Raw genomic sequence first — 19,127 nt, forward strand, 5'->3', positions numbered from 1 at the left:
TAAAACGCCCTGCTCCCCTCGACTCCCTTGACGGGATATCCCGCCCGCCATGGGCAGCGCACCGGAGAGTTGAGCGGGCCGCGAGGACGCGCTCAGAGGCCCTCGGGCGATGCGCCCTAGCCCATGACCCCACCCAGTCCTGGTTCGGCCGTCAGCGGGCGACTGAGAGCCTCAAGATCATCTCAGTCGCGCGGGGTCGCTGCTCGATCCCAGCCGTGATCGACAGCCGGACGGATCGATCTGCTCGAGGGCCAATCCCTGACGAGTCGCCTCTCCCTCCCTCGCGCGGCATGTTGCGGGAATCACCGAGAGTCCACGAACGTCGACTCGAAGAGGTCGGATCGTCGCTGCGGTGGTCCACTGCAAAGCTGGCACGTGCGACCGGGCAGGCGGGCCACCGCTCAGGAGGTGCCAAGCGGGGCGGTCCAGGCGACGGTGCGAGCGACCACCGGCAGCCACTACGACGACGAGCCGCTGTTCTGGGCGGGACGGGTGGCGACGTCGGCCTCAACGGCCGCACAAAGGTGCGGTTGCCAGCGCTCCGGCGTCGCCGGCTCGGCAGCGCTGCGGTCGCGCTCGGAGGTGGTGACGCGCCGGGTGCGGTCGCGCGGGTCGATGAGGTGCCGGCCGGCCGGGCAGTGTTCGGGGTCGATCGCAGCGGCGACGCCAGCAAGCGCGGCGGGCAGCCAGCGGCCATGCCACTCGGCGGCGAGGTGCCCGGGGGCGTGGCGGGCGTGAGCGTCGACGTGGGTCTGACGCAACCAGGTCAGCTCGAGCACGGCGCGGCGGTGCAGGGGCCAGCAGTCGGGTAGCTCCCCGCGGGTCGGGGCGTACCAGGCGCAGAAGACTTCGCCGACCCAGCGAGCGAGGCTGTCCCACGCGGCGGTGGCGGTGTCGTGATCGAGGATTGGCCAGGCCCACGGGCCGGGCGGTTCGGGTGCCATCCCGACGGCGCGGCGAGCGGCAAGGTCGGCGGCCTGGCGCTCGTCCTCCTCCTCGGCCTCGGCGGTGAGCGCGGCGACGGTGCCGCGCAGCTTCGCGACGTCGCTGGTGAGGGTGTCCAGACGCGGCAGGGCCTCAGCCAGCAGGCCGCCGTGCTCGCGGACCAGCCCCGAGGTGCGGTCGACGTCGCGACGCAGGGCGCCGAGTTCGCCGGCAACCTGCCGGAGGATGTCCCCACGACGGGAACCCTCCGGCGGCCGCGCTCCGGTGTTAGTCATTCCCGCTCCTGGTCCTCCAGCTCGGCCTCGCGGGCCCGGTAGACCTCAAGGTCGAACAGGCCGAAGCTGGCCAAAGCGGTGATCAGGTTGGCGACCTCCTCCTCGAAGGTCCGCTGGCGCATCACGTCGTAGGGCATGGTCAGCGACCCCCTGCCGCGACGATCTGGCCACGCTGCCCGGGCACGTCCACCGACGATGTGTCCTCGTCGGCAAACACGTCGCGGATCGACGGCACCGCAAGCGGGGTGGCCGCGGCGCGCACGTCGGCGCGCTCCCAGGCCGGGAAGATGCGCACGATGGTCGCCGGGGTGGCCCGGTGCACCAGCAGCGCGTGCCACTGCGGCAGCGTGCGGACCCGATCGGGCGGGCAGACCGGGACACGCTCGTAGCGGGCGTGGCCGGCCCCGTCGTCGTCGGGGTCGGGCACCAGCTCGAGGCGGGTGCCGCAGAGCTTGCTGACCGCGTCGAGGTCGGCGTCGAGCTTGAGCCCGCCGTAGAACAGCGTCGCGTTGGTGGCGTTGAGGATGGTCTGCGCGCCCCGCTCGCCCCAGCGCTGCGCGAGCTGCGAGGGACTCTGGATGCTCCAGACGATGTGGATGCCGCGGCCGCCGGCGTCGGCCACCCAGCGGTCGAGCGGGACGGGCACGATCAGCGCCGCCTCGTCGAGGTTGAGCATCATGGGCGGGTCGAGCCGCTCGCGCGGGTACGTGGCGGCCAGCGCCTTGGCGCTGTCGAAGATGTGCCCGGTCAGCGCGGCGAGCAGCGGCGCGATCGTGGAGTGCTGCCGCTCCGAGCCGAGCATGTACAGGGTGCCGCGGTCGGCGACGAAGGCAGCCACGTCGAACACCGGCTCGTCGGGCGCCACGCAGCAGGTGTCGGCGACGGCCGGGTCGGCCATGAACGCCACCGACTGGCTCAGCGTCAGGAAGATGCTCTCCCGCGTGCGCTGCGCAGGGGTCTTGAGGACCTGCCGCAGTTCGCCGGCCCACCCGGGCGGCACGTGGTCGCGATAGGTGTCCTCGAGCAGCTGCAAGGCGTCGTCGGCCTCGTCGGTCGGGGAGGTGACCCAGCTGGCGACGTCGCGCATCGAGCGGTCGTCGAGAGCTGCCGCCATCAGGAAGCAACGCAGTACCTTCGCGGCGCTGTCTAGCCAGAACGTCCCGTCCTCCCCGCCCGCGGCGCTGGTGGCGCCCACGAGGGCAGCGGCGCGCTCGGCGGCGACGGACGGGGACCAGCAGCCGTGCACCGGCGCCCAGCGGAACGTGGAGCCGAGCCCACCCAGGTCCTCAGGGTTGAACAGCTCAACGCGACCGCTGCGGGCGACCTTGGCGCGAAGCGCGGCGGTGGAGCGGTAGAGCTCGGCCTTCGTCGAGGTCGAGACCACGGCGCCGGGGTGGTCGAGGATGTGGTGGCCCATGAGCGCGCTCTTGCCGGTCTGCGGCGGGGCGACGAGCCCCACGACGTCGCGGTGCGCCGCGTAGCACTCCAGACCCACCACGGGCCCGACTGAGGACCGGCCGAGCCAAGTGCCGCATTCGGTGATCGGAAGGCGCTCGACGAGCCGGGCGCGGCGGGCCAGCACGGCCGCGGCGCACCCGGGCCCTCCGGCGTCGTCGACGTCCTCCGGGGTGTCGATGCGGGCGGGCAGCGTCTTGGTGACGCTGACGCGCATCGTCGCCGTGGTCTGGCGGACGGCGTGTGCGGACAGGTGGCGGTACAGATCCCAGAAGCCGGCCCAGCCGTCGAGGCCGTAGCGGGTGCGGACGCGGCCGCGGGCCGTGTGCGGGTAGACGCCGACTCCGGCGAGGACGCCGGCCCACGCGAGGGCGGGCACGGCAAGGATGAGCCCGAGCCCGCTGGTGGGTCCAACCAGCCAGGCCAGCAGGCCGGCGAGGAGGGCACAGAGGACGACGCGACGGGCGCGGGCCCTCTCGGCGATCCAGATAGCCACGCGCGCCCAGCGGGTGCTGGCGAGCATCGCGGCCACCAGGGGCCGCGCCCAAAGTCGGACCCTTAAGAGCAGCGCCCTGCAGGCGCCCGTGATGTTGAGCCAGACCACGACGGTCAGCCGCAGGGCGCGAGGTCCGTGGCGCTGAGCATCGGAGGTGACCCTGGACTGCCATGCCTCGAAGTTCGTTCGGGCCGACATCATTCACGCTCCTGGTCGTCGAGCTGGGCTGCCTTGGCGCGCAGGTCGTTGTAGGTGGCGATCAGCTCTTCCTCGGAGCCGCAGAAGCAGCCGATCGGGCTGCCGTGGACGCGCTCCCAGAGCACCGACACGGCGTGGAAGAGGTCGGAGTGCTCCTTGTTGGTGAGCGGCCGCGGCTGCTGCTCATGGGCGATGTCGGTCATCACTCGCGCTCCTGGTCGTCGAGGCTGGCCTGCCAGTCGGTGAACACGGCGTCGGCGTCCTCCCCGGGCTCGAGGGCGATGAGGTCGTGCACGATGAGGTGGCCCTCGCCGTCGCGGCCGCGGGCGGTGAGTCGGTCGGCCATCTACTCGCGCTCCTGGTCATCGGTGGCGGGCTGGGGCTGCTCGGGCTCGACGGCCCCGAGGTAGTTGCGGTCCAGCGCGGACTGCTGGGCGTCGATCTCGTCGAGCCACGACCGATCCATCTGCTGCTCGGCTTGGGTGCGCTCGTCGGCGAGGTCGCGGCGCGCGTCGAGGTACTCGAACGCCCGGGCCTCCTCCTCGGTGGCGCCGTCGTGGATGAGGCGGTCGTAAGTGGCGTCGAGCTCGGCGCGACTGGGGATGCGCGGGTCGGCGCGCTGGTCGCGTGCCTGCTCGTCGTCGAGGGCCTCAAGGTGCGCGGCAGCGGTGTCGCGGCCGCCCTGGTCGCCGACGCGCTCGGCGTCGACGAGCTCGCGGGCGAGGTGCTCGCGGTCGTCGCCGTGCCGCTGGTCGGGCAGCCGGATGGCGTCGACGAGGGCGGCGTCCTCCTCGGCTGTGAGGGCGCGCAGCCCTCCCGGGACGGAGGGGTCGAAGCGGACGGCTCGGGACGGGCCGGCGTTGGCGATGAACTCGTCCCACCGCTCCATGTCGAACTCGGTCATGCGGTGCCTCCTTCGCTGGTGCGGGTGATCAGGTGCAGTCCGTGGCGGGGTGGGGACTGGGGGTTCTCGTCGAGGCAGGTGCGGGCCTCGGCCAGCAGGCGGCGCCCGGTGCGGTCGGAGACCTCGAGCTCGGCGCCGATCGCGGGTCCGGTCAGGTCCTCGCCGCCGGCGAGGCGGCGGGCCAGTTCGACGACGCGCGGGTCGACGTCCGTGTCCGGAGCCGGGTCGGCCGCCGCGGGCTCGGCCGTCTCGTCGACGTGCTCGGTGACGGGCGCGGGAGCGAGTGCGGTCTGCGGTGCGGGTGCTGGCTGGGCCTGCTCGTCGAGGCGCGGCTTGAGCGGCTGCTCCGATGCCGCTGCGCGGGGCGCGTCTTCCTGTGGTACGTGGCGGGTGTTTGGCGCGGGCCTGTCGGCGGCGAGCAGGTGCAGCAGGTGGGCGACCAGGGCGATGGCCACCGCGGGCCAGGCGCCGACCCCGAAGCGCAGCACGGTGTGCGCCTGCAGGGTGTCGGTGGCGAGGTAGGCGGCCTGGGCGAGGCCGGACAGTGCCGCGGTGAGCACCACGACCGACCACGCGTAGCCGGCGGCGCGGCCCGAGAGCCGGGCGGCGGCGGCGTAGGCGACCATGGCCAACCCGTCGGTGATCAGCGGGTAGAGCCACGCGATGAGGTCGGGCACGCGGGCGGCGACAGCGACCTCGTAGAGGCCGTGGGCGGTGGCGACCGCGGCGCCGAGGGCGACCACGCCGGCGGGCACCCAGCGCAGCGCCCACGTGCTCCAGTCGTGCTCCCTGGCGGTGCTCATGAGGCGGCTGCCCGGCGCCGGGTGCGGGCGAGCTGGCGGCGGGAGTCCTCGGTCATGCCCCCACGCACTCCGCCGTGACCGCGCTCGATGGCCTCGGTGAGGCACTCCGCGCGGACCGGGCAGCGGCCGCAGTACGAGAGAGCGGGACTCGTCGACTGGCCCGGGAGCGGGAAGAACAGGTCAGGGTCAGGTGCGGCGGGCTGGTTGGGGCGGCAGGCGGCCTGGTCACGCCAGTCGGTCGGGGCGAGCTCGGGCATCACGATCAGCCCTCCTCGGCGCTGGCCGCGGCCACGCCGGCGCCCGTGTCGCCGACCCAGCCGGCGACGTCGGCGAGCGCACCGGGCAGCCCGGAGCCGAGCGGGGTGGTGCAGAACAGCACCAAGGCGAAGGCGCCGAAGATCAGCGCGGGAACGGCGGCGCGGGCCTTGACGCAGATCGCCGCACCAGCGGCGGAGAAGACGATCAGCGCTGCGATCGTGCTCATGTCAGTTCCTCTGCTCAGCGCCTCGCGGCGTCGGTTGGTGTTCCAATGACAGCCGCCTGAGCAGGACGTGAGCAGATGACAGCGCGGACACCGCGGACACCGGACCGTGTCCGCATAGGGCTTGTGCCACCGCTCCACATCAAGTTCGCTTAAAGCGTGGACCTAGTCGAGCGCGTCGGTACGAGCCGTGTCCTGCCGGACCCGAAGCAGCGGCGCGCCCTGCGCCGCGCGCTCGGGATCGGGCAGCGCGAGATGGCTACCGAGCTCGGTGTCAGCGTCCAGACGATCTCGGCGTGGGAGAACGGAAAGGCGGCCCCGACGGGGGCACGACGGGAGCGCTACGCGGCGCTGCTCGCGCGCATGAAGCACGAGGCCGGTGGGGGGTGATGGCGATGCGGACGAAGTCCGAGGCTCGGTCGAACGAAGCGTTCAAGGCCGCGATGCGCGGCTCGGTCAACCAGATGGCATCGAGGCTCTGCGCCGCGGCACGGCAAAAGGGCACCGCGCTCGGCGAGCCTGAGAGCGTCCGTCGCCACCTGCGGCGCATCCAGTCCGGCGCGGTCGCCGTGCCCAGCGAGCCCTACCTGTCGCTGATCTGCGAGGACACCGGTCACTCGGCGCTGCACCTGTTCGGTGTGCTCGACGACGCCCCGACCGGGCCAGGGCTGCGCAGCACCTTCGCGGTCACCAGCCACCAGTTCGTGACCACGTTCCTCGGCGCTGACGGCGCCGCCGCGGTCGCGGGGGCCTCCGAGGCCGAGCCGGCCGAGGTGGCCGGCGTCCCCTGCGCGCGCGTCCAGGTGCGGCCGGGCGCGGAGCTCTACCTGTTCGACGTGGGCACCGCGATCTTCCACGTCGTCGAGCAGGTCCAGTTCGCCTACATCGCCGAGCTCGCCCGCTGGCGGCGCCGCTCGTACACCGACGTCCTCGCCTGGGCTAGCGAGTGGCTCACTCGAGCCGCGGGCCACGACGTCGAAGCCGGCTACGTCTTCTCCGTCTACTGGCTCGACCGCTCCCGGTGGCCCGCCGAGCAGCTCCCCATCGCAGTGAAGCTGCTCTCGGTGCCCAAGATCGTGCTGGGCGAGGCCGGCGACCTGTGCGGCAACGCCGAGGCCGTCGAGGAGCGGCTGCTGCGCGAGGGCGACCTCGAGGACGACCGCATCAAGTCCTACGGGTTCCCCGGGGTGTCCTACGGGTTCGCGTCCTGGTCCGCGGTGGCCTACTGCCCGTTGCTGGACGCTCGCGCGCTCGATCCGCAGACCCACGTCGACACCGAGCTGCTCACGCAATCGGTCTGGGCCTTCTGCCGCCACGTCCTCGACCAGGTGGAAGCCGGCGACGACCCCGACATCGACGAGGCCGAGGCCCGCCGCTACCTGCGGGCGATGCGGTCGCGGGCGAGTTCGCCGCGGGCCCAGGAATCCGGGCAGAGTGTGGCTATGCGACGTGCCGTGTTCGCCACGTCTGACCTCGAAGCGATGATCACGGGAGCCCTGGATTGTCTACGTTGAGCGACACGCGGCCGCGCTACGGCGACGCCGCGATCGACATCCAGTCCGCCGTGCTCGTCGTCGTCGACGTCCAGAACGGGTTCGTCACCCCGAACAGCGACCCGGTCGTGGCGCCCATCGTCGAGCTGGTCGACCGGTGGCAGCGCGCCGGCGGCGCGACGGTCTTCACCCGGTACCTCAACTACGAGGGCTCGCCGTTCGAGCGGCTCATCCACTGGTCGAAGCTGCAGACCTCGCCGGAGACCGACTTCGACCCGCGCCTGGCGCCCTACACGGAGAAGTCCGGCGCCCACCGTGTCGACAAGACCATCTACAGCCTGTTCTCCGAGGAGGGCACCGCGCTGGTCGAGTCGCAGGGCTGGTCGGACCTGCTGATCTGCGGCATTGCCACCGAGTCGTGCGTGCTCAAGACCGCCGTGGACGCTTTCGAGCTCGGGCTGCGCCCGTGGGTGCTGAGCGACGCGGTCGCCAGCCACGCGGGGGAGTTCGCCCACGACGCGGGTCTGCTGGTCGCGTCCCGGTTCATCGGCCGCGACCAGGTCGTCACCTCCGCCGATGCCTTGGAGCGCCTGCAGCTGACCGTCGGGTGACGCGCGAGGCGCGCACCGTCGCCGCTCTGGACATCGACGGGGTGGTCGCCGACGTCCGGCACCGGCTGCACCTGGTCACCCCGGACACGTGGGCGGAGTTCTTCGCCGCCGCCACGACCGACCCGCTCCTCGAGCAGGGCGCCGCGCTGGCGCATCGCCTCGCTGCCCGCCACCGGCTGGTGTGGGTCACCGGGCGGCCCGAGCGCACGCGCGGCGCCACCCAGGCGTGGCTCGATCAGCACGGGCTGCCTCCCGGCCGGCTGTTGATGCACCCGGAGCGGTCGATGGACCCGCGCTCCTCGCGCGAGGTGAAGGCCGAGCAGCTCGGCGCGCTGCGCGACGCCGGCGAGCACATCGCTGTCGTGGTCGACGACGACGCCCGCACGGTGGCCACGCTGCGTGCGGACGGGTTTCACTGCCTGCTCGCGCAGTGGTCGCCCTACTCGCCGACCTACCAGGACGCGGAGCCGGTTACACGTCCAGGCCCGGCACCGTGATCGCCAGGGTGAGGAGACGGTCGGTCGGGGACCGCCACCACCTCAGCAGCGACCAGACCGCGCCGTGGAAGTGCATGTCCTCGTTCGGCGGCCGGACGTGACCGGAGCCCCAGTCCTCAGAGTTGTTGATCTCGACCTGCAGCGCTGACGTCTCGTATCCGCGTCGCCCGAGGACGACGCGGTCATCGGGTCGCCGGTACTCGCCGGTGGACGGTGCTGTCTCGCGCCGGCCCTCCACCCAGTCGAGCGCGGCGAGGGTGCCGCGCGCCATCTGGCGGTAGTCGCGGTGCCAGCTCTGACGCACCTCGCGGCCCAGAATCTCCTCGGCTGCCGCGCGTACGAGGTCCCGCTGCTCGGGTGCCGCCACGTCGCCCATGCGCGCGAGCGTAGAGACGGCCAGCGACAACGTCGCTGGTCTCGCCTGCACCGACTGCGGATCGTGACGGCGTGTCTGCGCTGTTCCTGTGCTCAGCAACGGCAGGATCGGCCGTTGTGGAGCGCAGGAAGCCAGGTAGGCCGAGCAAGGGTGAGCGCGAGCTGATCCGTGCGCGGGTGCCGGTACCCCTCCGCAAGGCGCTCGATGAGGAAGCCGAGCGCCGCGGCATGACCCTCAACGACCTCATCGGCGAGGCCCTCGCCGACCTCGTTGGGGTCCCCTACAGCCCTCAGGAGGCACTCAAGACCGCCTGACAACACGAAAGCCCCCCGGCGGGAACCGAGGGGCTTCGCGTCGAACTTCATACCGCTCCGCGCGACCCGGGCACCTGGACTGACGACCTAGAAGCCCCGGCGTCGTGCGGCACTCACGACGGAGCCGACTATAGCGCGGACCCCGCCGTCGAGCCCCCGCGCGCGCGTCAGCGACACGCCGCCATCTCGTGCTGCGCGGGCCACGACGGCCACCCCAGATCGCGCACCGCCCCGAACCCCGGGGCGGGAGCGCGCACACCGACGCGCCCAGGCGCGGTCACGGTCGTTGGCCTATGGGCGGCGACGGGCCGCGCACCGGGTCGGCGCCGGCGATTTCCTCCCGCACCCGGGCTGGCGGCACCGGGTCCCCACCGAGCTGGTCGTGCTGGTCGACCAGTCGGCCGCGCTGCGGCGCCTCGAGCGGCTCGTCGACGCCGAGCTCTGGCGCGCCGACCACCGGGCACGGGTGCTGGCGATTGGGCGCGCCCTCGTGCACGCCATGGCGTGGGACTCCGGGCTCATCGCTGGCGTGACCCGGGCGCACCTGGCCGCGGCCGCGGGCTGCTCACCGCGCACCGTGTCGCGGGTCCTGGTATGGGCCGCCGAGATCGAGCTGCTGGTATGCGTCGAGACCGGCGCCACCGCGGAGTTCCTCGGCACCGACACCAACCGGGCGCCCAGCTACGTCCTGACCGCCCCACGGGGCGAGCTTCTGGACCCTGCCGATGTTCCACTGCAACGGCTGGTGCACGCCGTGGGCAATCCCCGCGATAGGCGGCGCACGGACCTGCCTGGGGATGGAACTGGCAACCCCCCCGCTCCTGCGGTTGAGAAAGAAGCCCTTGGCGAGACCCGAGGGCTGAAACGACACCAGAACCACGGCCCGGCGCCCTCGTGGCCTCTGTGGGATCGACCGACAACCGCTGCGGACCGGCAAGCCGCGACCGCAACCCTGCTCGAGCGGGTCGGGCTGGGCGGACGAGTCGTCTGGTGGCGTGCGCACGCGGTCCTGGCCGTCTGGTGGCAGCATGAGGGCGCCTGTATCGCCGGGCTGCTGCATGCCCTCGACCACCACCCCGACCGACCCGACGAGCCCCGTGGCGACGCGCTGCGGGCCGCGCGGGACCCGCTGCGGGTGCTTGGACATCGCCTCTCGCCGTGGCGAGGCCGCGTCGCCGAGCTCCCGGGCACCCTGCACGCGGTCGACGGCCACGAGCGGCGCCGGCGGCGGCCGCCCGAACCACAGCCGGTGCGGACATCTGGGCCCATCGCGTCACCGGCCACCAGGGCGGCCGCGCGGGCGGCCGTGGCCGCTGCTCTCGCCCAGCGGCGATGACCGGTGGCCGGTCAGGGGTGAAGGGTGATCCTGGCCGGAGGCGCGGCCGGATCGCCGGGGTCGGAGACCGGCTCCCCGTTGACCCGGGCGCCGCCGTTGGCGATCCAGCTCCGGGCCCGGTCCTCGGACAGCCCGGCGGCCAGCAGCCGGTCGAGCACCGTGGGCGTGGCAGCCGGCGTCGTCTCAGGCTCCGGGTCGGTCACCGGCCGACGGTAGGTCGGCGCACCGACAGCGCCCCGGCACGGCGCGCGTGGCTCAACCCTCCGGGTCGTAGAGGCCGTTGGCCCGCATCCGCTCGATGATCGACTCCGGCGACGGGCCAGGGTTGGCGGCCGCGTCGCGGTCGAGCTCGCGGAGCACCGGGCCCAGGATCGGGGCCCACAGCTCATCGACCACCGGGCTCATCGCCTCGTCGACGTCCTCGCCCAGGCGCTCCAGCGCCTCGCTGCGCTCGTCGTCACCCGACACGTCACCCATGCTGACGTGTTCCCGATCCTGCGGACGCTCGTTCCGAGCAACTAAGACTAGTTCGCTGCCACTCACAAACTGCACCTCGCTGCGCTCAGCAGAGCATGTCGCTGCCGCTCCCCCAAGCACTTCGCTTCGCTCAGCACTGCACTTCGCTTCGCTCAGCCAAGACCGCGACTCCTTGCCGTTACAGCTGATGCAAGGCCGTTCCTGTTGATCTCCTACAAGTCCACACACCTATGCATGTGAATGATCAAGGTCTGGCCAAGATCACGGCCTAGCGTCGCTCGCATGCTCCGGATCACCGCTGTCGGCGCCGGAGCCGTCGACTACCTGCTGCGCGGCTCGGGCTGCGAGCACGCCAAGGAGCGGGCGCAGGAGGCCCCCGAGCTCGACGCCGACAAGGACCCGGACGCCGCTCGCTACTTCGCCGACGCGATCGAGCACGGCGAGCCCGCCGGCCGTTGGCTCGGGTCGGGCATGGAGGGCCTCGGCCTCGACGCCCGGCCCGGTGACGTCGCCGTGGACGACGACGTGCGCGCGGTGTTCGGGCAGCTGCGCCGCCCCGAGTCCAGCGAGGCCGACCCGGCGTGGATCGGGTCGAAGCCGCGCCGCTACCGCGACACCGCCGAGCGCCTCGCCGAGCTGGTCGCTAAGGAGCCCGGCGCCTCCGAGGAGCGGCTGCGCGAGCTCGAGGTGCAGGCTGCGGGCAGCGGACGGCGTCCGGTCGCGTACTACGACTGGACGTTCTCACCTGCGAAAAGCGTCAGCGTCTACTACGCCTCGTTGCTCGCGGCGGGGCTCACCAAGCAGGCGCAGGCCGTGCGCGAGGCCCACGACGAGGCCGTGCGGATCGCGATCGGCTACGCCGAGAAGCACGCCGCCTACGTGCGGCGCGGTGACCACGGCATCAACGCCGAGGGCGCCCGCGTCGGAGACTTCGCGCAGGCCACGGGCCTGACGGTGCTGACGTTCTCGCACTCCACCTCGCGGGAGGCCGAGCCGCAGCTGCACACCCACGCCGCCGTGCTGAACCGGGGTGGCACCGAGGACGGCCATATCGGCGCCCTGGACGGGCGCGGGTTCCGCCCGATCAAGGAGGCTGTGGCGACGGCCTACGAGCGTGCGTTGGAGCAGCTGCTCAACGAGGAGCTCGGGCTGGCGTTCGCCGAGCGTCCCGACGGGCTGGCCCGCGAGATCGTGGGCGTGGACCCCGAGCTGTGCACCGAAGCTTCCACCCGCCGCGGCCAGGTCACCGCGAAGGTCGACGAGCTCATGGCGGCCTACCGCGAGCGCCACGACGCCGAGCCCGACGCCGCTGCGCGCAAGGCGATGGCGCAGGCGGCGACGCTGTCGACCCGTCAGCCCAAGAGCGGCCTGGCCGGGCCGGCCGCTGTGGCCGCATGGGCCGAGCGGCGCCGCGACTGGTGCGAGGAGGTCCTCGACCAGGTCGACGCGGCCGCGCTGGCCGCTGCCCGGGTGGCCGCGGCGGACACCCCGGCCATGGCCGCCCCGATGGCCGATGTCCGCCTTCGTGACCGCGACGACCGTGCCGTTGAGGGCCCGGCCACGGTCACGGGTCCGACGGTCGACCGGGCGGCACAGCAACAGGCGTGGCTCGACAAGGCCGTGGCCGCCGGGGTCGCCGACATCCAGACCCGCTACGCCACCTGGACCCTCGGCAACCTGGTCGACGCGATCGACAACCACCTCGGCGACGCCGGCGCCCTCGGGGTCGCGGCCGCGGATCGCGCCCAGTTCCTTGAGGACCTCGCCCGCGCCGCCCTGGCACCTGACGGGGGCCACGGCGTGGTGCAGCTGACCGGGCACGAGCCCGTCGCCGTGCCCGACGCGCTGCGCCGCACCGGGCCCGGCGAGGACGGCCGGCCCCGGTTCCGTCCGCACATGGACGAGCGGTACGCCACCACCGCGCACCTCGCCGCCGAGGAGCGGCTCGTGGCCCTCGCCCAGGCCGAGCGTGGCGCGCGGATCGACGACCCTCAGCTCGACGCGCGCCTGGCCGCGCAGGGCCTCTCCGACGACCAGCGCGCCGCCGTGGTCGGGATCGCCGGATCCGGGCGCGGCGGCGACGTCCTGATCGGGCCTGCCGGCGCCGGGAAGTCCCGCACCGTCGGCGCGCTGTCCAGCGAGTGGGGCACCGCGACCGGCGGGCGCGTGTTCGGCGTGGCCACCAGCCAGAACGCCACCGCGAACCTCGCGTGTGACGGGCTCGAGGCCCTCAACGTGACCAAGTTCCTCGGTCAGTTCGGCATCGGCGACGACGGCGCCCCGCCGCGCGATCTTCTCGGGCCGGACGACCTGGTGATGGTCGACGAGGCCAGCATGTCGGCCACCGCCGACCTCGAGCGGATCGCCACCATCGCGGCTGACGCGGGCGCCAAGGTCGTCTACACCGGTGACCACCACCAGCTCGACGCCGTCGGGGCCGGCGGCATGTTCGCCCACCTCGCCGAGTCCCTCGATGCGGGCCAGCGCCACGAGCTCGTCGAGGTGCACCGCTTCCGCGAGGAGTGGGAGCGCGACGCCTCGCTGGGGCTGCGCGGCGCCGACCACGCCGCCATCCCCGAGTACGCCGATCGCGGCCGGCTGCACACCGGGTCGCTGGAGGAGATGGAGGACCAGGCCTCCCGCGCCTACCTCGCCGACACCTTGTCCGGGCGGGGCTCGCTGCTGGTCGTGGGCACCAACGACCACGCCGTGAAGCTGTCCGCGCGTGTCCGCGAGGACCTCATCGAGCTTGGCCGCGTGGCCGCCGAGCCGCTCGGGGTGTTGACCGGCGGTCAGGAGGTGTCGGCCGGTGACCGCATCCAGGCCCGCCGCAACGACTACACGCTGCGCGTCGACCCGGCCGTCGATGACCACGGCCGGCCCGGTCTGGCCCGGCCGGTAACCAACCGGGCCATGTACACGGTGCTGGCCGTCGACGACCGCGGTGACCTGCTGGCCCGCGACGAGGACGGCGCCGTGGCGCGCCTGCCCGAGGACTACGTGCGCGAGCACGTCGCGCTGGGCTACGCGACGACCGTGCACGGCGCCCAGGGCCTCACCGTCGACACTGCGCACCCGCTGCTCGACCGCGATGCCACCCGCGAGCACGCCTACGTCGGCTCCACCCGTGGTCGCGAGGCCAACCACCTGTGGCTGGTCACCGCGCGCGAGCCCGACGAGCACGACCAGCAGCGCGTGACCGAGCAGGCCGCCGAGCGCCTCGCCGCCGTGCTCGACAACCGCAGCGCCCAGGACGCCGCGACCGGCACCCGCGCCGCGGCGGAGACCGACCTGGAGAGCCTCGCGGCCGTCGTGGCCCGCTGGGACGTCGAGACCGCCCGCGCCGCCCGCGAACGCCACTACGACGTGCTCGCCGCCCGGCTTTCCGAGCCCGACGCGGCGCGCCTGCAGGACGATCCCGGCCATGACCGGCTGCTGCGCGCCCTGCGCGAGGCCGACCTGGCGGGCCACGACACCACCGAGCTGCTCGGCGAGGTCACCGAGGGGTCGCTGACCACCGCCGAGTCGGTGGCCGACGTCCTGCGCGCCCGGGTCCGGATCGCCCAGGGCCGCCGCACCCCCGAGCGAGACGTGGACCCGGCCGACTGGAACACACTCAGCGCCGCCGCGACCGGCGACGACGAGACCAGCCGCTACATCGGCGAAGCGGCCACGCTGGCCTCCGCCCGCCAAGCGCTGCTCGGTGAGCGGGTCGCCGAGCAGCCGCCCGCGTGGGCGCTCGAGGCGCTCGGCGAGGTCCCCGACGCCGCCGAGGCCGACCAGCGGGCGGCGTGGCAGCGCCGCGCTGGGATCAACGCGGCCTACCGCGAACTGGCCGGCATCCCCGACGAGCAGCGCTCGCTCGGTGAGCCGCCCTCACGGGAGCGCGAGCTGCACCGCGCGCTGTGGCGCGGCGCCCTCGACGCCCTCGGCTGCGACCAGCAGGACGGCGAGCGCGACCTGCGCGAGGCCGACGACGCCGAGCTGTATGGGCTGCGGGAGCGCTGGACCCGCGAGCTGGACGCCGCACCGCCGTGGGTCGCCGAGCAGCTCGCCGACACCCACGAACTCGCCCGCGAGTACGCCGCGGACGCCGCGTTTGGCCGGGCCCGGCTGGGCCGTCTCGACCCGGCCGACCCGCAGGCGCAGGAGCTGGCCGAGCGGGTCGAGCGCTCCGAGTGGTTCGCCGAGCAGCACGCCGCCGACGCCGCCGAGCTGGAGGCCGCGCACCAGCACCGCAGCGCGTGGTGGCAGGGGCAGACCGCCAACCGGGAGGCCGATGCCGCGGCCGCCGACGAACTCGCCCGTCGGGGACTGCAGCCGCAGCGCGGCCCCGAGTTCGTCGAGGAGCCCACCGTTGAGGACGAGTCCACCGAGCCGGGCTCGTCGCCCCTCCCCCAGCCGGCCCTCGAGCCGACCCCGGATCGAGAGCCTGGCGCCACCGAGAAGGAACGCGTCGCTGACGGTCCCGGGACAGCTGAACTGACGTACCGCGACCCCGAGACCGGCGACACGGACCGGGAGATCGCTCGGCTCTGGCTCGAGTCGGAGGGCGCGGACCTCTACCGCATCGAACGTGACCGGCTCGCCGCGCTCGAGGACCACGTCGCCACGCAGCGCTCGGCCGAGCGGGCCGACGAGGAACGCCGGGCCCGCGAGGAGGACGAGCGCGAGCCCACGTCCGCCGAGCGGGACTACCGCAACCCGGACGCCTCCGAGACCACTCGCGAGATCGCACGCGTCTGGCTTGAGCAGCAGGGCGCCGACATGCAGCGGGAAGAGGAACGGCGCCTCGCCGCGCTCGAGGAGCGCACCCGCGTCGATCGCGGTGCCGAGGAGTCGCGGCCGGCCAACCCGGAGTCGGCCGTGACGGAGCCCGAGTCCCGGACCGAACTCGACGACGCGTCCGACACCGACCAGCCCCCGGTGGAGCCGGCCGCGGAGCTCGACCGGGAGGACCCCCCGGCCCATGAACCCGCCGAGGAGCCTGCCCGGTTCGCAGAGGACAACCAGGCCGCCGCACGGGCCGACTTGGACGCCGTAGCCCGCGAACGGCGGGTAGCCGACGAGCGGCGCGTTGAAGCCGCCGCCGAGCAGGCCCAGCGCGCACGGGACGCCGACCGCCAGCACGAGGTCGAGCAGGCCGCCACTGCCGCGCGCGAGCGAGATGCGGCCGCAGAGGCCGCAGCAGCGGAGGCCGCGGTGCGCGAGCCCGAATCTGAGCCAGCGGCACCGGAGCCGCAGGTCGACGACGAGGAGCCCGACGCCTGACGGCGTGCCTCCGGCGGCCCTCCGGGGGCGCTCCGCGGGGACCTCGGATCAAGCAGGTGGCGGTGAAGAGCGACGGGACGACGGGTGATGGTGGTCAGCGGCGACGTGCCCTGCCCTCACCCCGGCCGGTCGAAGACCGCCACCGAACCCCCCGGGTCGCAACCCCCCGGGACTGGGCCCAGGATGGCCAGCGCGGCTATGGAGCGATGCAGGTAGGGGGTTGCAACCCGGGAGAACCGGCGGCCCGCGGAGCGCGGCCGAGGTGACGGCAGGACCCGCCGAGTCCGAGGGCTGCGAGGAGGAGCCGGACGGGCTACGACCAGCCGCGAGCCACGGCAAGCAGTGAGAGCCGGCGACCGTCGCGGCGCAGCGCACGCCAGGTCCTCCACAGACGCATGACGAGCACCCTGCCCTGGCAGGCCATGGCACACCATCGAACACGTGTGCGAACGTGTGCTGGTGCCAGGGGCGAGCGAGGTTCGCAAGCGGGAGCGACGAGCGCGCGACGCCAAGGTCATGACCCACGGCACCGACGTTCTGCGCCGCCGTGGTCCGGGGTTCGCCGGCCTGGTCGACGAGGAGAGCATCGACGCGGTGGCGGCGCTCCTCGAAGAGGTCGCCGCCGGGGGCTCGCAGGTCACGGGTCGGGTGTGGGAGCAGGCCACGAGGGCCGCCGTGACGATCTCGGACGCAAAGACCTCAACGTCTACGGACTGGTCGGGGCCGTCCGGACCCTCACCCGAGGGGCACCGACCACCGGAGGCGGACCGCTCCCGACTCATCTAGTCCGACTGCAGAAGCCGGATCAGCTCCGCGAGCTCGTCCCCGGAGTACAGCTCCCGGATCGACGCGGCGGCCGCCGCCGGGTCACCCTTCGGGAGGCTGCGGGACCGTCTCTTAACGTCGTTAAGCGGCTTCGGTGTCAGGCGGTACGGCGGGCCGGCGGCGGCGATCTGCTCCTGCTCGTCGTCGGGCAGCCGGCCGATCTCGCGGCCCTGCTCGACGGTGAGCGTCTTCGCGTCGAGGGCGGCGCGCAGAGCGGGGATCAGGCCCAGCAGCTGTAAGCGGTAGGTGACGTGCGCCCCGGTGCGGCCGATCCGCTTGGCGAGCGCGTCTTGGGTGATGCCCTCGTGGTCGAGTGCCCGCGCGATCGCCTCGGCTTCGCGAAGCGGAGAGAGCTCTCGGCGGTTCCCGTTCTCGACGAGCATGATCTCGTACATCGAGCCGAGCTGGCCGTCGTTGACGATCGCCGGCACCTGTCGAAGCTGTGCGCGTCGGGCCGCGACGAGGCGCCTGTTCCCGATGAGCGTCACCCACCGGGCGTCAGCGAGCGCGCCGGCCTGGTCTGGGTAGCTGGCGAGGAACGCTGACGTGGTAACGACGATCAGGGGCTGCAGCACGCCATGCGCGCGGATCGTCTCGGCCATGGCCTCGAGTTCGTCGGCGTCCTCGTCGCTGTCGGTGCGCTGGTTGAGCGGGTTGACCGCGAGCCGGTCGACGGGCAGTTCGGTGGCGCCGGCGGTGCGCGCCGTGCGCGGATCGCTGTCGGGTACGTCGGTGGAGGCGAGCGCAGCCAGGTTGACCTTGGCCATAGCTACGCCTCCCCGGCCTTAACGGCGTTAAGAGCGGCGTGCCGAGGGGAACGGCCGTCGCTGCCGAGGACTTCGAGCGCCAGGCGGAAGAAGTCCTGGCGGGCCTCCAGGGCCACGCGGTTCTTCGGGTACTGCACGACGGTCACGCCCTCCGCGGACGCGCGGGTGTGCAGCTTGTAGTGCCGGATGACGGTGTTGAAGACCGGCCAGCCCTTGGCAGTGACGTAGCCGCGGGTCTGCTCGAGGTCGGACTCGCCGTCACGGGGGTCCCAGTTGTTGAGCAGCACCCGCCAGGTAGCGCCGGACGGTGCGATGACCCGCTGGATCGAGCGGGCGGCCGGCGAGAACGCCATGGGTTCCGGCTCGAGCGGGACGATGACATCGTCGGCCTGGGTGAGCACTGTCTGCAGGATCGACTCGTCTTCGAGGCTGCCTGGGGTGTCGACGAAGATGTGCTCGTACTGCTCAAGCTGGCGCAGCTTGCTCAGCGCGGCCGGATCGTCGTGGCACTGGGTGAAGTCGAACGGGATGGCGTCGCCGACGCGCTCGGCCCATTCCAGCATCGAGGCCTGCGGGTCGGTCGACACCCCGAGGACCGGTGAGGCGGCTGGGTCGCCCCCGAGGGTGTCCGCGACGACCGCGGCGAGGTTGACGGTGACGGTGGTCTTCCCGACCCCGCCCTTCTGGTTGGCAATGACGTGGACGCGCGCCATGGAGAGCCCTCCGTATGCTTCCCGCCGTCGGTCGGCGGTACTTCGGATCGGCCGGGATGCTGCCAGAGCTCCCGGTGGGACCCGCGGCGCCGGCGGGCGACGCGCCGATCAATCCTCGCCGTCGCGGGCCTGCAGGTTCTCGATAGTGGTCTTCCACTCCTCGTTGCGGTCCCGGCCGTCGTCGACGCGGGGGAAGGCCGCGAAGTACTGCTCGCGGGAGACGGGGCGGAAGTTGGCGGCGTCGGCCCACCAGGCGAGGGCTTCGACGTTGGGCACGCCCCACACCTCGAGCGCGGAGCAGCCGGCGCTCATCACAACCACCGACGCGATGTCGGTGTCGCCCTCAGCGCGCGCATACCCACGTTTCACGGCTGCAGCGACGAGAGCCTGCACCGAGTCCGGACCGGTGCGTTCGAGGTGGGCGAGGACGAAGTCACCGTCCACGCGCACGAGCAGCGTGACCGGGACGTCCGCGGGCTCGCGCAGCTCCAGAACCAGCGTGAAGGCGGTGGTGCCCGCTCGGTCGCCAACGGAGTGCGGGCTCATCTGTCCCCGTCCTCGTCGAGCTGGGAGCGCACGTGCGCGTGCACGGCCGCCCGTACCTCGGGGTCGCGTTCGGTGACTGCGAGCATCGCCCGCAGCAGGTCGGCTCGGGATGGGTAGCGGCGACCTCGATGCGAGGGCACGCGCCCGACGTCGTCGGCGAGGCCCCGGACCAGCCGCTCGAAGCGGGTGTCGTCGTCGGCGTCCAGGTTGACGCTGAACCGAGTCGTCTCGCTCACGCGCTGAGTGTATCGCATCTCAAGCGTAGAGGCGCATTTACTCATTGGCGTAGATGCGTCGCTACGCTACTATGATTCTAGGCCGAGATCGCCCCTCAAGGAGGTCCC

General features: G+C 73.0%; 23 protein-coding genes. 7 read left to right on the forward strand and 16 right to left on the reverse strand.

From position 1 onward, the window contains the following. Nucleotides 1–458 precede the first annotated feature (458 nt). Genes WCD58_RS32670 through WCD58_RS32710 form a run of 9 tightly spaced genes read right to left on the reverse strand, consistent with a single transcriptional unit; the run spans nucleotide 459 to nucleotide 5,560 of the window. A complete protein-coding gene (locus WCD58_RS32670) occupies nucleotides 459–1,220 on the reverse strand; it encodes a hypothetical protein (protein ID WP_337707327.1) in 762 nt (253 codons plus the stop codon). Then, nucleotides 1,217–1,357: a hypothetical protein gene (locus WCD58_RS32675; RefSeq protein WP_337707328.1), complete on the reverse strand. Its 141-nt coding sequence runs from the start codon at nucleotides 1,355–1,357 to the stop codon at nucleotides 1,217–1,219. The genes WCD58_RS32670 and WCD58_RS32675 overlap by 4 nt, the downstream gene beginning before the upstream one ends. A 2-nt stretch (nucleotides 1,358–1,359) precedes the next feature. Then, the gene (locus WCD58_RS32680; protein WP_337707329.1) at nucleotides 1,360–3,372 is read right to left on the reverse strand and encodes a type IV secretory system conjugative DNA transfer family protein; all 2,013 of its coding nucleotides are present in this window, start codon (nucleotides 3,370–3,372) and stop codon (nucleotides 1,360–1,362) included. Continuing rightward, nucleotides 3,369–3,572 carry a hypothetical protein gene (locus WCD58_RS32685; protein WP_337707330.1) on the reverse strand — a complete coding sequence of 68 codons (204 nt, stop codon included), beginning with the start codon at nucleotides 3,570–3,572 and terminating at the stop codon, nucleotides 3,369–3,371. The genes WCD58_RS32680 and WCD58_RS32685 overlap by 4 nt, the downstream gene beginning before the upstream one ends. Further along, nucleotides 3,572–3,715, reverse strand: a complete 144-nt coding sequence (locus WCD58_RS32690; protein ID WP_337707331.1) for a hypothetical protein — start codon at nucleotides 3,713–3,715, stop codon at nucleotides 3,572–3,574. Before WCD58_RS32690 ends, WCD58_RS32685 begins: the two co-directional genes overlap by 1 nt. Next, entirely contained in the window at nucleotides 3,716–4,273 is a 558-nt protein-coding gene (locus WCD58_RS32695) for a hypothetical protein (protein WP_337707332.1), read from the reverse strand. Next, on the reverse strand, nucleotides 4,270–5,076 hold the full coding sequence (locus tag WCD58_RS32700; protein WP_337707333.1) for a hypothetical protein: 807 nt from the start codon (nucleotides 5,074–5,076) through the stop codon (nucleotides 4,270–4,272). Before WCD58_RS32700 ends, WCD58_RS32695 begins: the two co-directional genes overlap by 4 nt. Next, nucleotides 5,073–5,333, reverse strand: a complete 261-nt coding sequence (locus WCD58_RS32705; protein ID WP_337707334.1) for a WhiB family transcriptional regulator — start codon at nucleotides 5,331–5,333, stop codon at nucleotides 5,073–5,075. Before WCD58_RS32705 ends, WCD58_RS32700 begins: the two co-directional genes overlap by 4 nt. Nucleotides 5,334–5,338: 5 nt before the next feature. Continuing rightward, nucleotides 5,339–5,560 carry a hypothetical protein gene (locus tag WCD58_RS32710; RefSeq protein WP_337707335.1) on the reverse strand — a complete coding sequence of 74 codons (222 nt, stop codon included), beginning with the start codon at nucleotides 5,558–5,560 and terminating at the stop codon, nucleotides 5,339–5,341. Nucleotides 5,561–5,716: 156 nt separating this feature from the next. Here WCD58_RS32710 and WCD58_RS32715 point away from each other — a divergent pair, with 156 nt between their 5' ends. Genes WCD58_RS32715 through WCD58_RS32730 form a run of 4 tightly spaced genes read left to right on the forward strand, consistent with a single transcriptional unit; the run spans nucleotide 5,717 to nucleotide 8,158 of the window. Then, complete coding sequence (locus WCD58_RS32715; RefSeq protein WP_337707336.1) at nucleotides 5,717–5,947, forward strand: helix-turn-helix domain-containing protein; 231 nt, start codon at nucleotides 5,717–5,719, stop codon at nucleotides 5,945–5,947. A 5-nt stretch (nucleotides 5,948–5,952) separates the two neighbouring features. After that, nucleotides 5,953–7,071, forward strand: coding sequence for a hypothetical protein (locus tag WCD58_RS32720; protein ID WP_337707337.1), 1,119 nt, complete (start codon nucleotides 5,953–5,955; stop codon nucleotides 7,069–7,071). After that, nucleotides 7,068–7,661, forward strand: a complete 594-nt coding sequence (locus tag WCD58_RS32725; RefSeq protein ID WP_337707338.1) for a cysteine hydrolase family protein — start codon at nucleotides 7,068–7,070, stop codon at nucleotides 7,659–7,661. Before WCD58_RS32720 ends, WCD58_RS32725 begins: the two co-directional genes overlap by 4 nt. Continuing rightward, nucleotides 7,658–8,158, forward strand: a complete 501-nt coding sequence (locus WCD58_RS32730) for a phosphatase domain-containing protein (RefSeq protein WP_337707339.1) — start codon at nucleotides 7,658–7,660, stop codon at nucleotides 8,156–8,158. The genes WCD58_RS32725 and WCD58_RS32730 overlap by 4 nt, the downstream gene beginning before the upstream one ends. On the opposite strand, the gene WCD58_RS32735 is transcribed toward WCD58_RS32730, so the two are convergent. Further along, nucleotides 8,133–8,534: a hypothetical protein gene (locus WCD58_RS32735; RefSeq protein ID WP_337707340.1), complete on the reverse strand. Its 402-nt coding sequence runs from the start codon at nucleotides 8,532–8,534 to the stop codon at nucleotides 8,133–8,135. The genes WCD58_RS32730 and WCD58_RS32735 overlap by 26 nt on opposite strands. A 71-nt stretch (nucleotides 8,535–8,605) precedes the next feature. Between WCD58_RS32735 and WCD58_RS32740 the strand changes: the two genes are divergently transcribed. Continuing rightward, the gene (locus WCD58_RS32740) at nucleotides 8,606–8,848 is read left to right on the forward strand and encodes a hypothetical protein (protein ID WP_337707341.1); all 243 of its coding nucleotides are present in this window, start codon (nucleotides 8,606–8,608) and stop codon (nucleotides 8,846–8,848) included. Between the two features lie 382 nt (nucleotides 8,849–9,230). After that, entirely contained in the window at nucleotides 9,231–10,184 is a 954-nt protein-coding gene (locus tag WCD58_RS32745) for a hypothetical protein (RefSeq protein ID WP_337707342.1), read from the forward strand. Nucleotides 10,185–10,195: 11 nt separating this feature from the next. Here the strand turns inward: WCD58_RS32745 and WCD58_RS32750 are convergent, their stop codons facing one another. Together WCD58_RS32750 and WCD58_RS32755 are read right to left on the reverse strand one after the other, a co-directional pair. Next, the gene (locus WCD58_RS32750; protein ID WP_337707343.1) at nucleotides 10,196–10,387 is read right to left on the reverse strand and encodes an RNA-binding S4 domain-containing protein; all 192 of its coding nucleotides are present in this window, start codon (nucleotides 10,385–10,387) and stop codon (nucleotides 10,196–10,198) included. Between the two features lie 52 nt (nucleotides 10,388–10,439). After that, nucleotides 10,440–10,652 (reverse strand): hypothetical protein, encoded by a 213-nt coding sequence (locus WCD58_RS32755; protein WP_337707344.1) that lies wholly within the window; start codon nucleotides 10,650–10,652, stop codon nucleotides 10,440–10,442. Between the two features lie 291 nt (nucleotides 10,653–10,943). Between WCD58_RS32755 and mobF the strand changes: the two genes are divergently transcribed. Next, nucleotides 10,944–15,932, forward strand: a complete 4,989-nt coding sequence (mobF, locus tag WCD58_RS32760) for a MobF family relaxase (protein WP_337707345.1) — start codon at nucleotides 10,944–10,946, stop codon at nucleotides 15,930–15,932. A 782-nt stretch (nucleotides 15,933–16,714) separates the two neighbouring features. Here mobF and WCD58_RS32765 read toward each other — a convergent pair. From WCD58_RS32765 to WCD58_RS32780, 4 genes are all read right to left on the reverse strand, one after another. Next, nucleotides 16,715–17,524, reverse strand: a complete 810-nt coding sequence (locus tag WCD58_RS32765) for a ParB/RepB/Spo0J family partition protein (RefSeq protein WP_337707346.1) — start codon at nucleotides 17,522–17,524, stop codon at nucleotides 16,715–16,717. Nucleotides 17,525–17,526: 2 nt separating this feature from the next. Continuing rightward, nucleotides 17,527–18,237, reverse strand: coding sequence for a ParA family protein (locus WCD58_RS32770; RefSeq protein ID WP_337707347.1), 711 nt, complete (start codon nucleotides 18,235–18,237; stop codon nucleotides 17,527–17,529). Nucleotides 18,238–18,345: 108 nt separating this feature from the next. Next, nucleotides 18,346–18,681, reverse strand: a complete 336-nt coding sequence (locus tag WCD58_RS32775; protein WP_337707348.1) for a hypothetical protein — start codon at nucleotides 18,679–18,681, stop codon at nucleotides 18,346–18,348. Between the two features lie 98 nt (nucleotides 18,682–18,779). Further along, nucleotides 18,780–19,019: a hypothetical protein gene (locus WCD58_RS32780; protein WP_337707349.1), complete on the reverse strand. Its 240-nt coding sequence runs from the start codon at nucleotides 19,017–19,019 to the stop codon at nucleotides 18,780–18,782. Nucleotides 19,020–19,127: the final 108 nt, after the last annotated feature.

It is taken from the genome of Actinomycetospora flava (assembly GCF_037400335.1).
Lineage (GTDB): Bacteria > Actinomycetota > Actinomycetes > Mycobacteriales > Pseudonocardiaceae > Actinomycetospora > Actinomycetospora flava.

Coding starts and splice junctions, on each gene's coding strand:
- WCD58_RS32670 (WP_337707327.1), bottom strand. CDS start 1,220: ATGACTAACACCGGAGCGCGGCCGCCGGAGGGTTCCCGTCGTGGGGAC.
- WCD58_RS32675 (WP_337707328.1), bottom strand. CDS start 1,357: ATGCCCTACGACGTGATGCGCCAGCGGACCTTCGAGGAGGAGGTCGCC.
- WCD58_RS32680 (WP_337707329.1), bottom strand. CDS start 3,372: ATGATGTCGGCCCGAACGAACTTCGAGGCATGGCAGTCCAGGGTCACC.
- WCD58_RS32685 (WP_337707330.1), bottom strand. CDS start 3,572: ATGACCGACATCGCCCATGAGCAGCAGCCGCGGCCGCTCACCAACAAG.
- WCD58_RS32690 (WP_337707331.1), bottom strand. CDS start 3,715: ATGGCCGACCGACTCACCGCCCGCGGCCGCGACGGCGAGGGCCACCTC.
- WCD58_RS32695 (WP_337707332.1), bottom strand. CDS start 4,273: ATGACCGAGTTCGACATGGAGCGGTGGGACGAGTTCATCGCCAACGCC.
- WCD58_RS32700 (WP_337707333.1), bottom strand. CDS start 5,076: ATGAGCACCGCCAGGGAGCACGACTGGAGCACGTGGGCGCTGCGCTGG.
- WCD58_RS32705 (WP_337707334.1), bottom strand. CDS start 5,333: ATGCCCGAGCTCGCCCCGACCGACTGGCGTGACCAGGCCGCCTGCCGC.
- WCD58_RS32710 (WP_337707335.1), bottom strand. CDS start 5,560: ATGAGCACGATCGCAGCGCTGATCGTCTTCTCCGCCGCTGGTGCGGCG.
- WCD58_RS32720 (WP_337707337.1), top strand. CDS start 5,953: ATGCGGACGAAGTCCGAGGCTCGGTCGAACGAAGCGTTCAAGGCCGCG.
- WCD58_RS32735 (WP_337707340.1), bottom strand. CDS start 8,534: ATGGGCGACGTGGCGGCACCCGAGCAGCGGGACCTCGTACGCGCGGCA.
- mobF (WP_337707345.1), top strand. CDS start 10,944: ATGCTCCGGATCACCGCTGTCGGCGCCGGAGCCGTCGACTACCTGCTG.
- WCD58_RS32765 (WP_337707346.1), bottom strand. CDS start 17,524: ATGGCCAAGGTCAACCTGGCTGCGCTCGCCTCCACCGACGTACCCGAC.
- WCD58_RS32770 (WP_337707347.1), bottom strand. CDS start 18,237: ATGGCGCGCGTCCACGTCATTGCCAACCAGAAGGGCGGGGTCGGGAAG.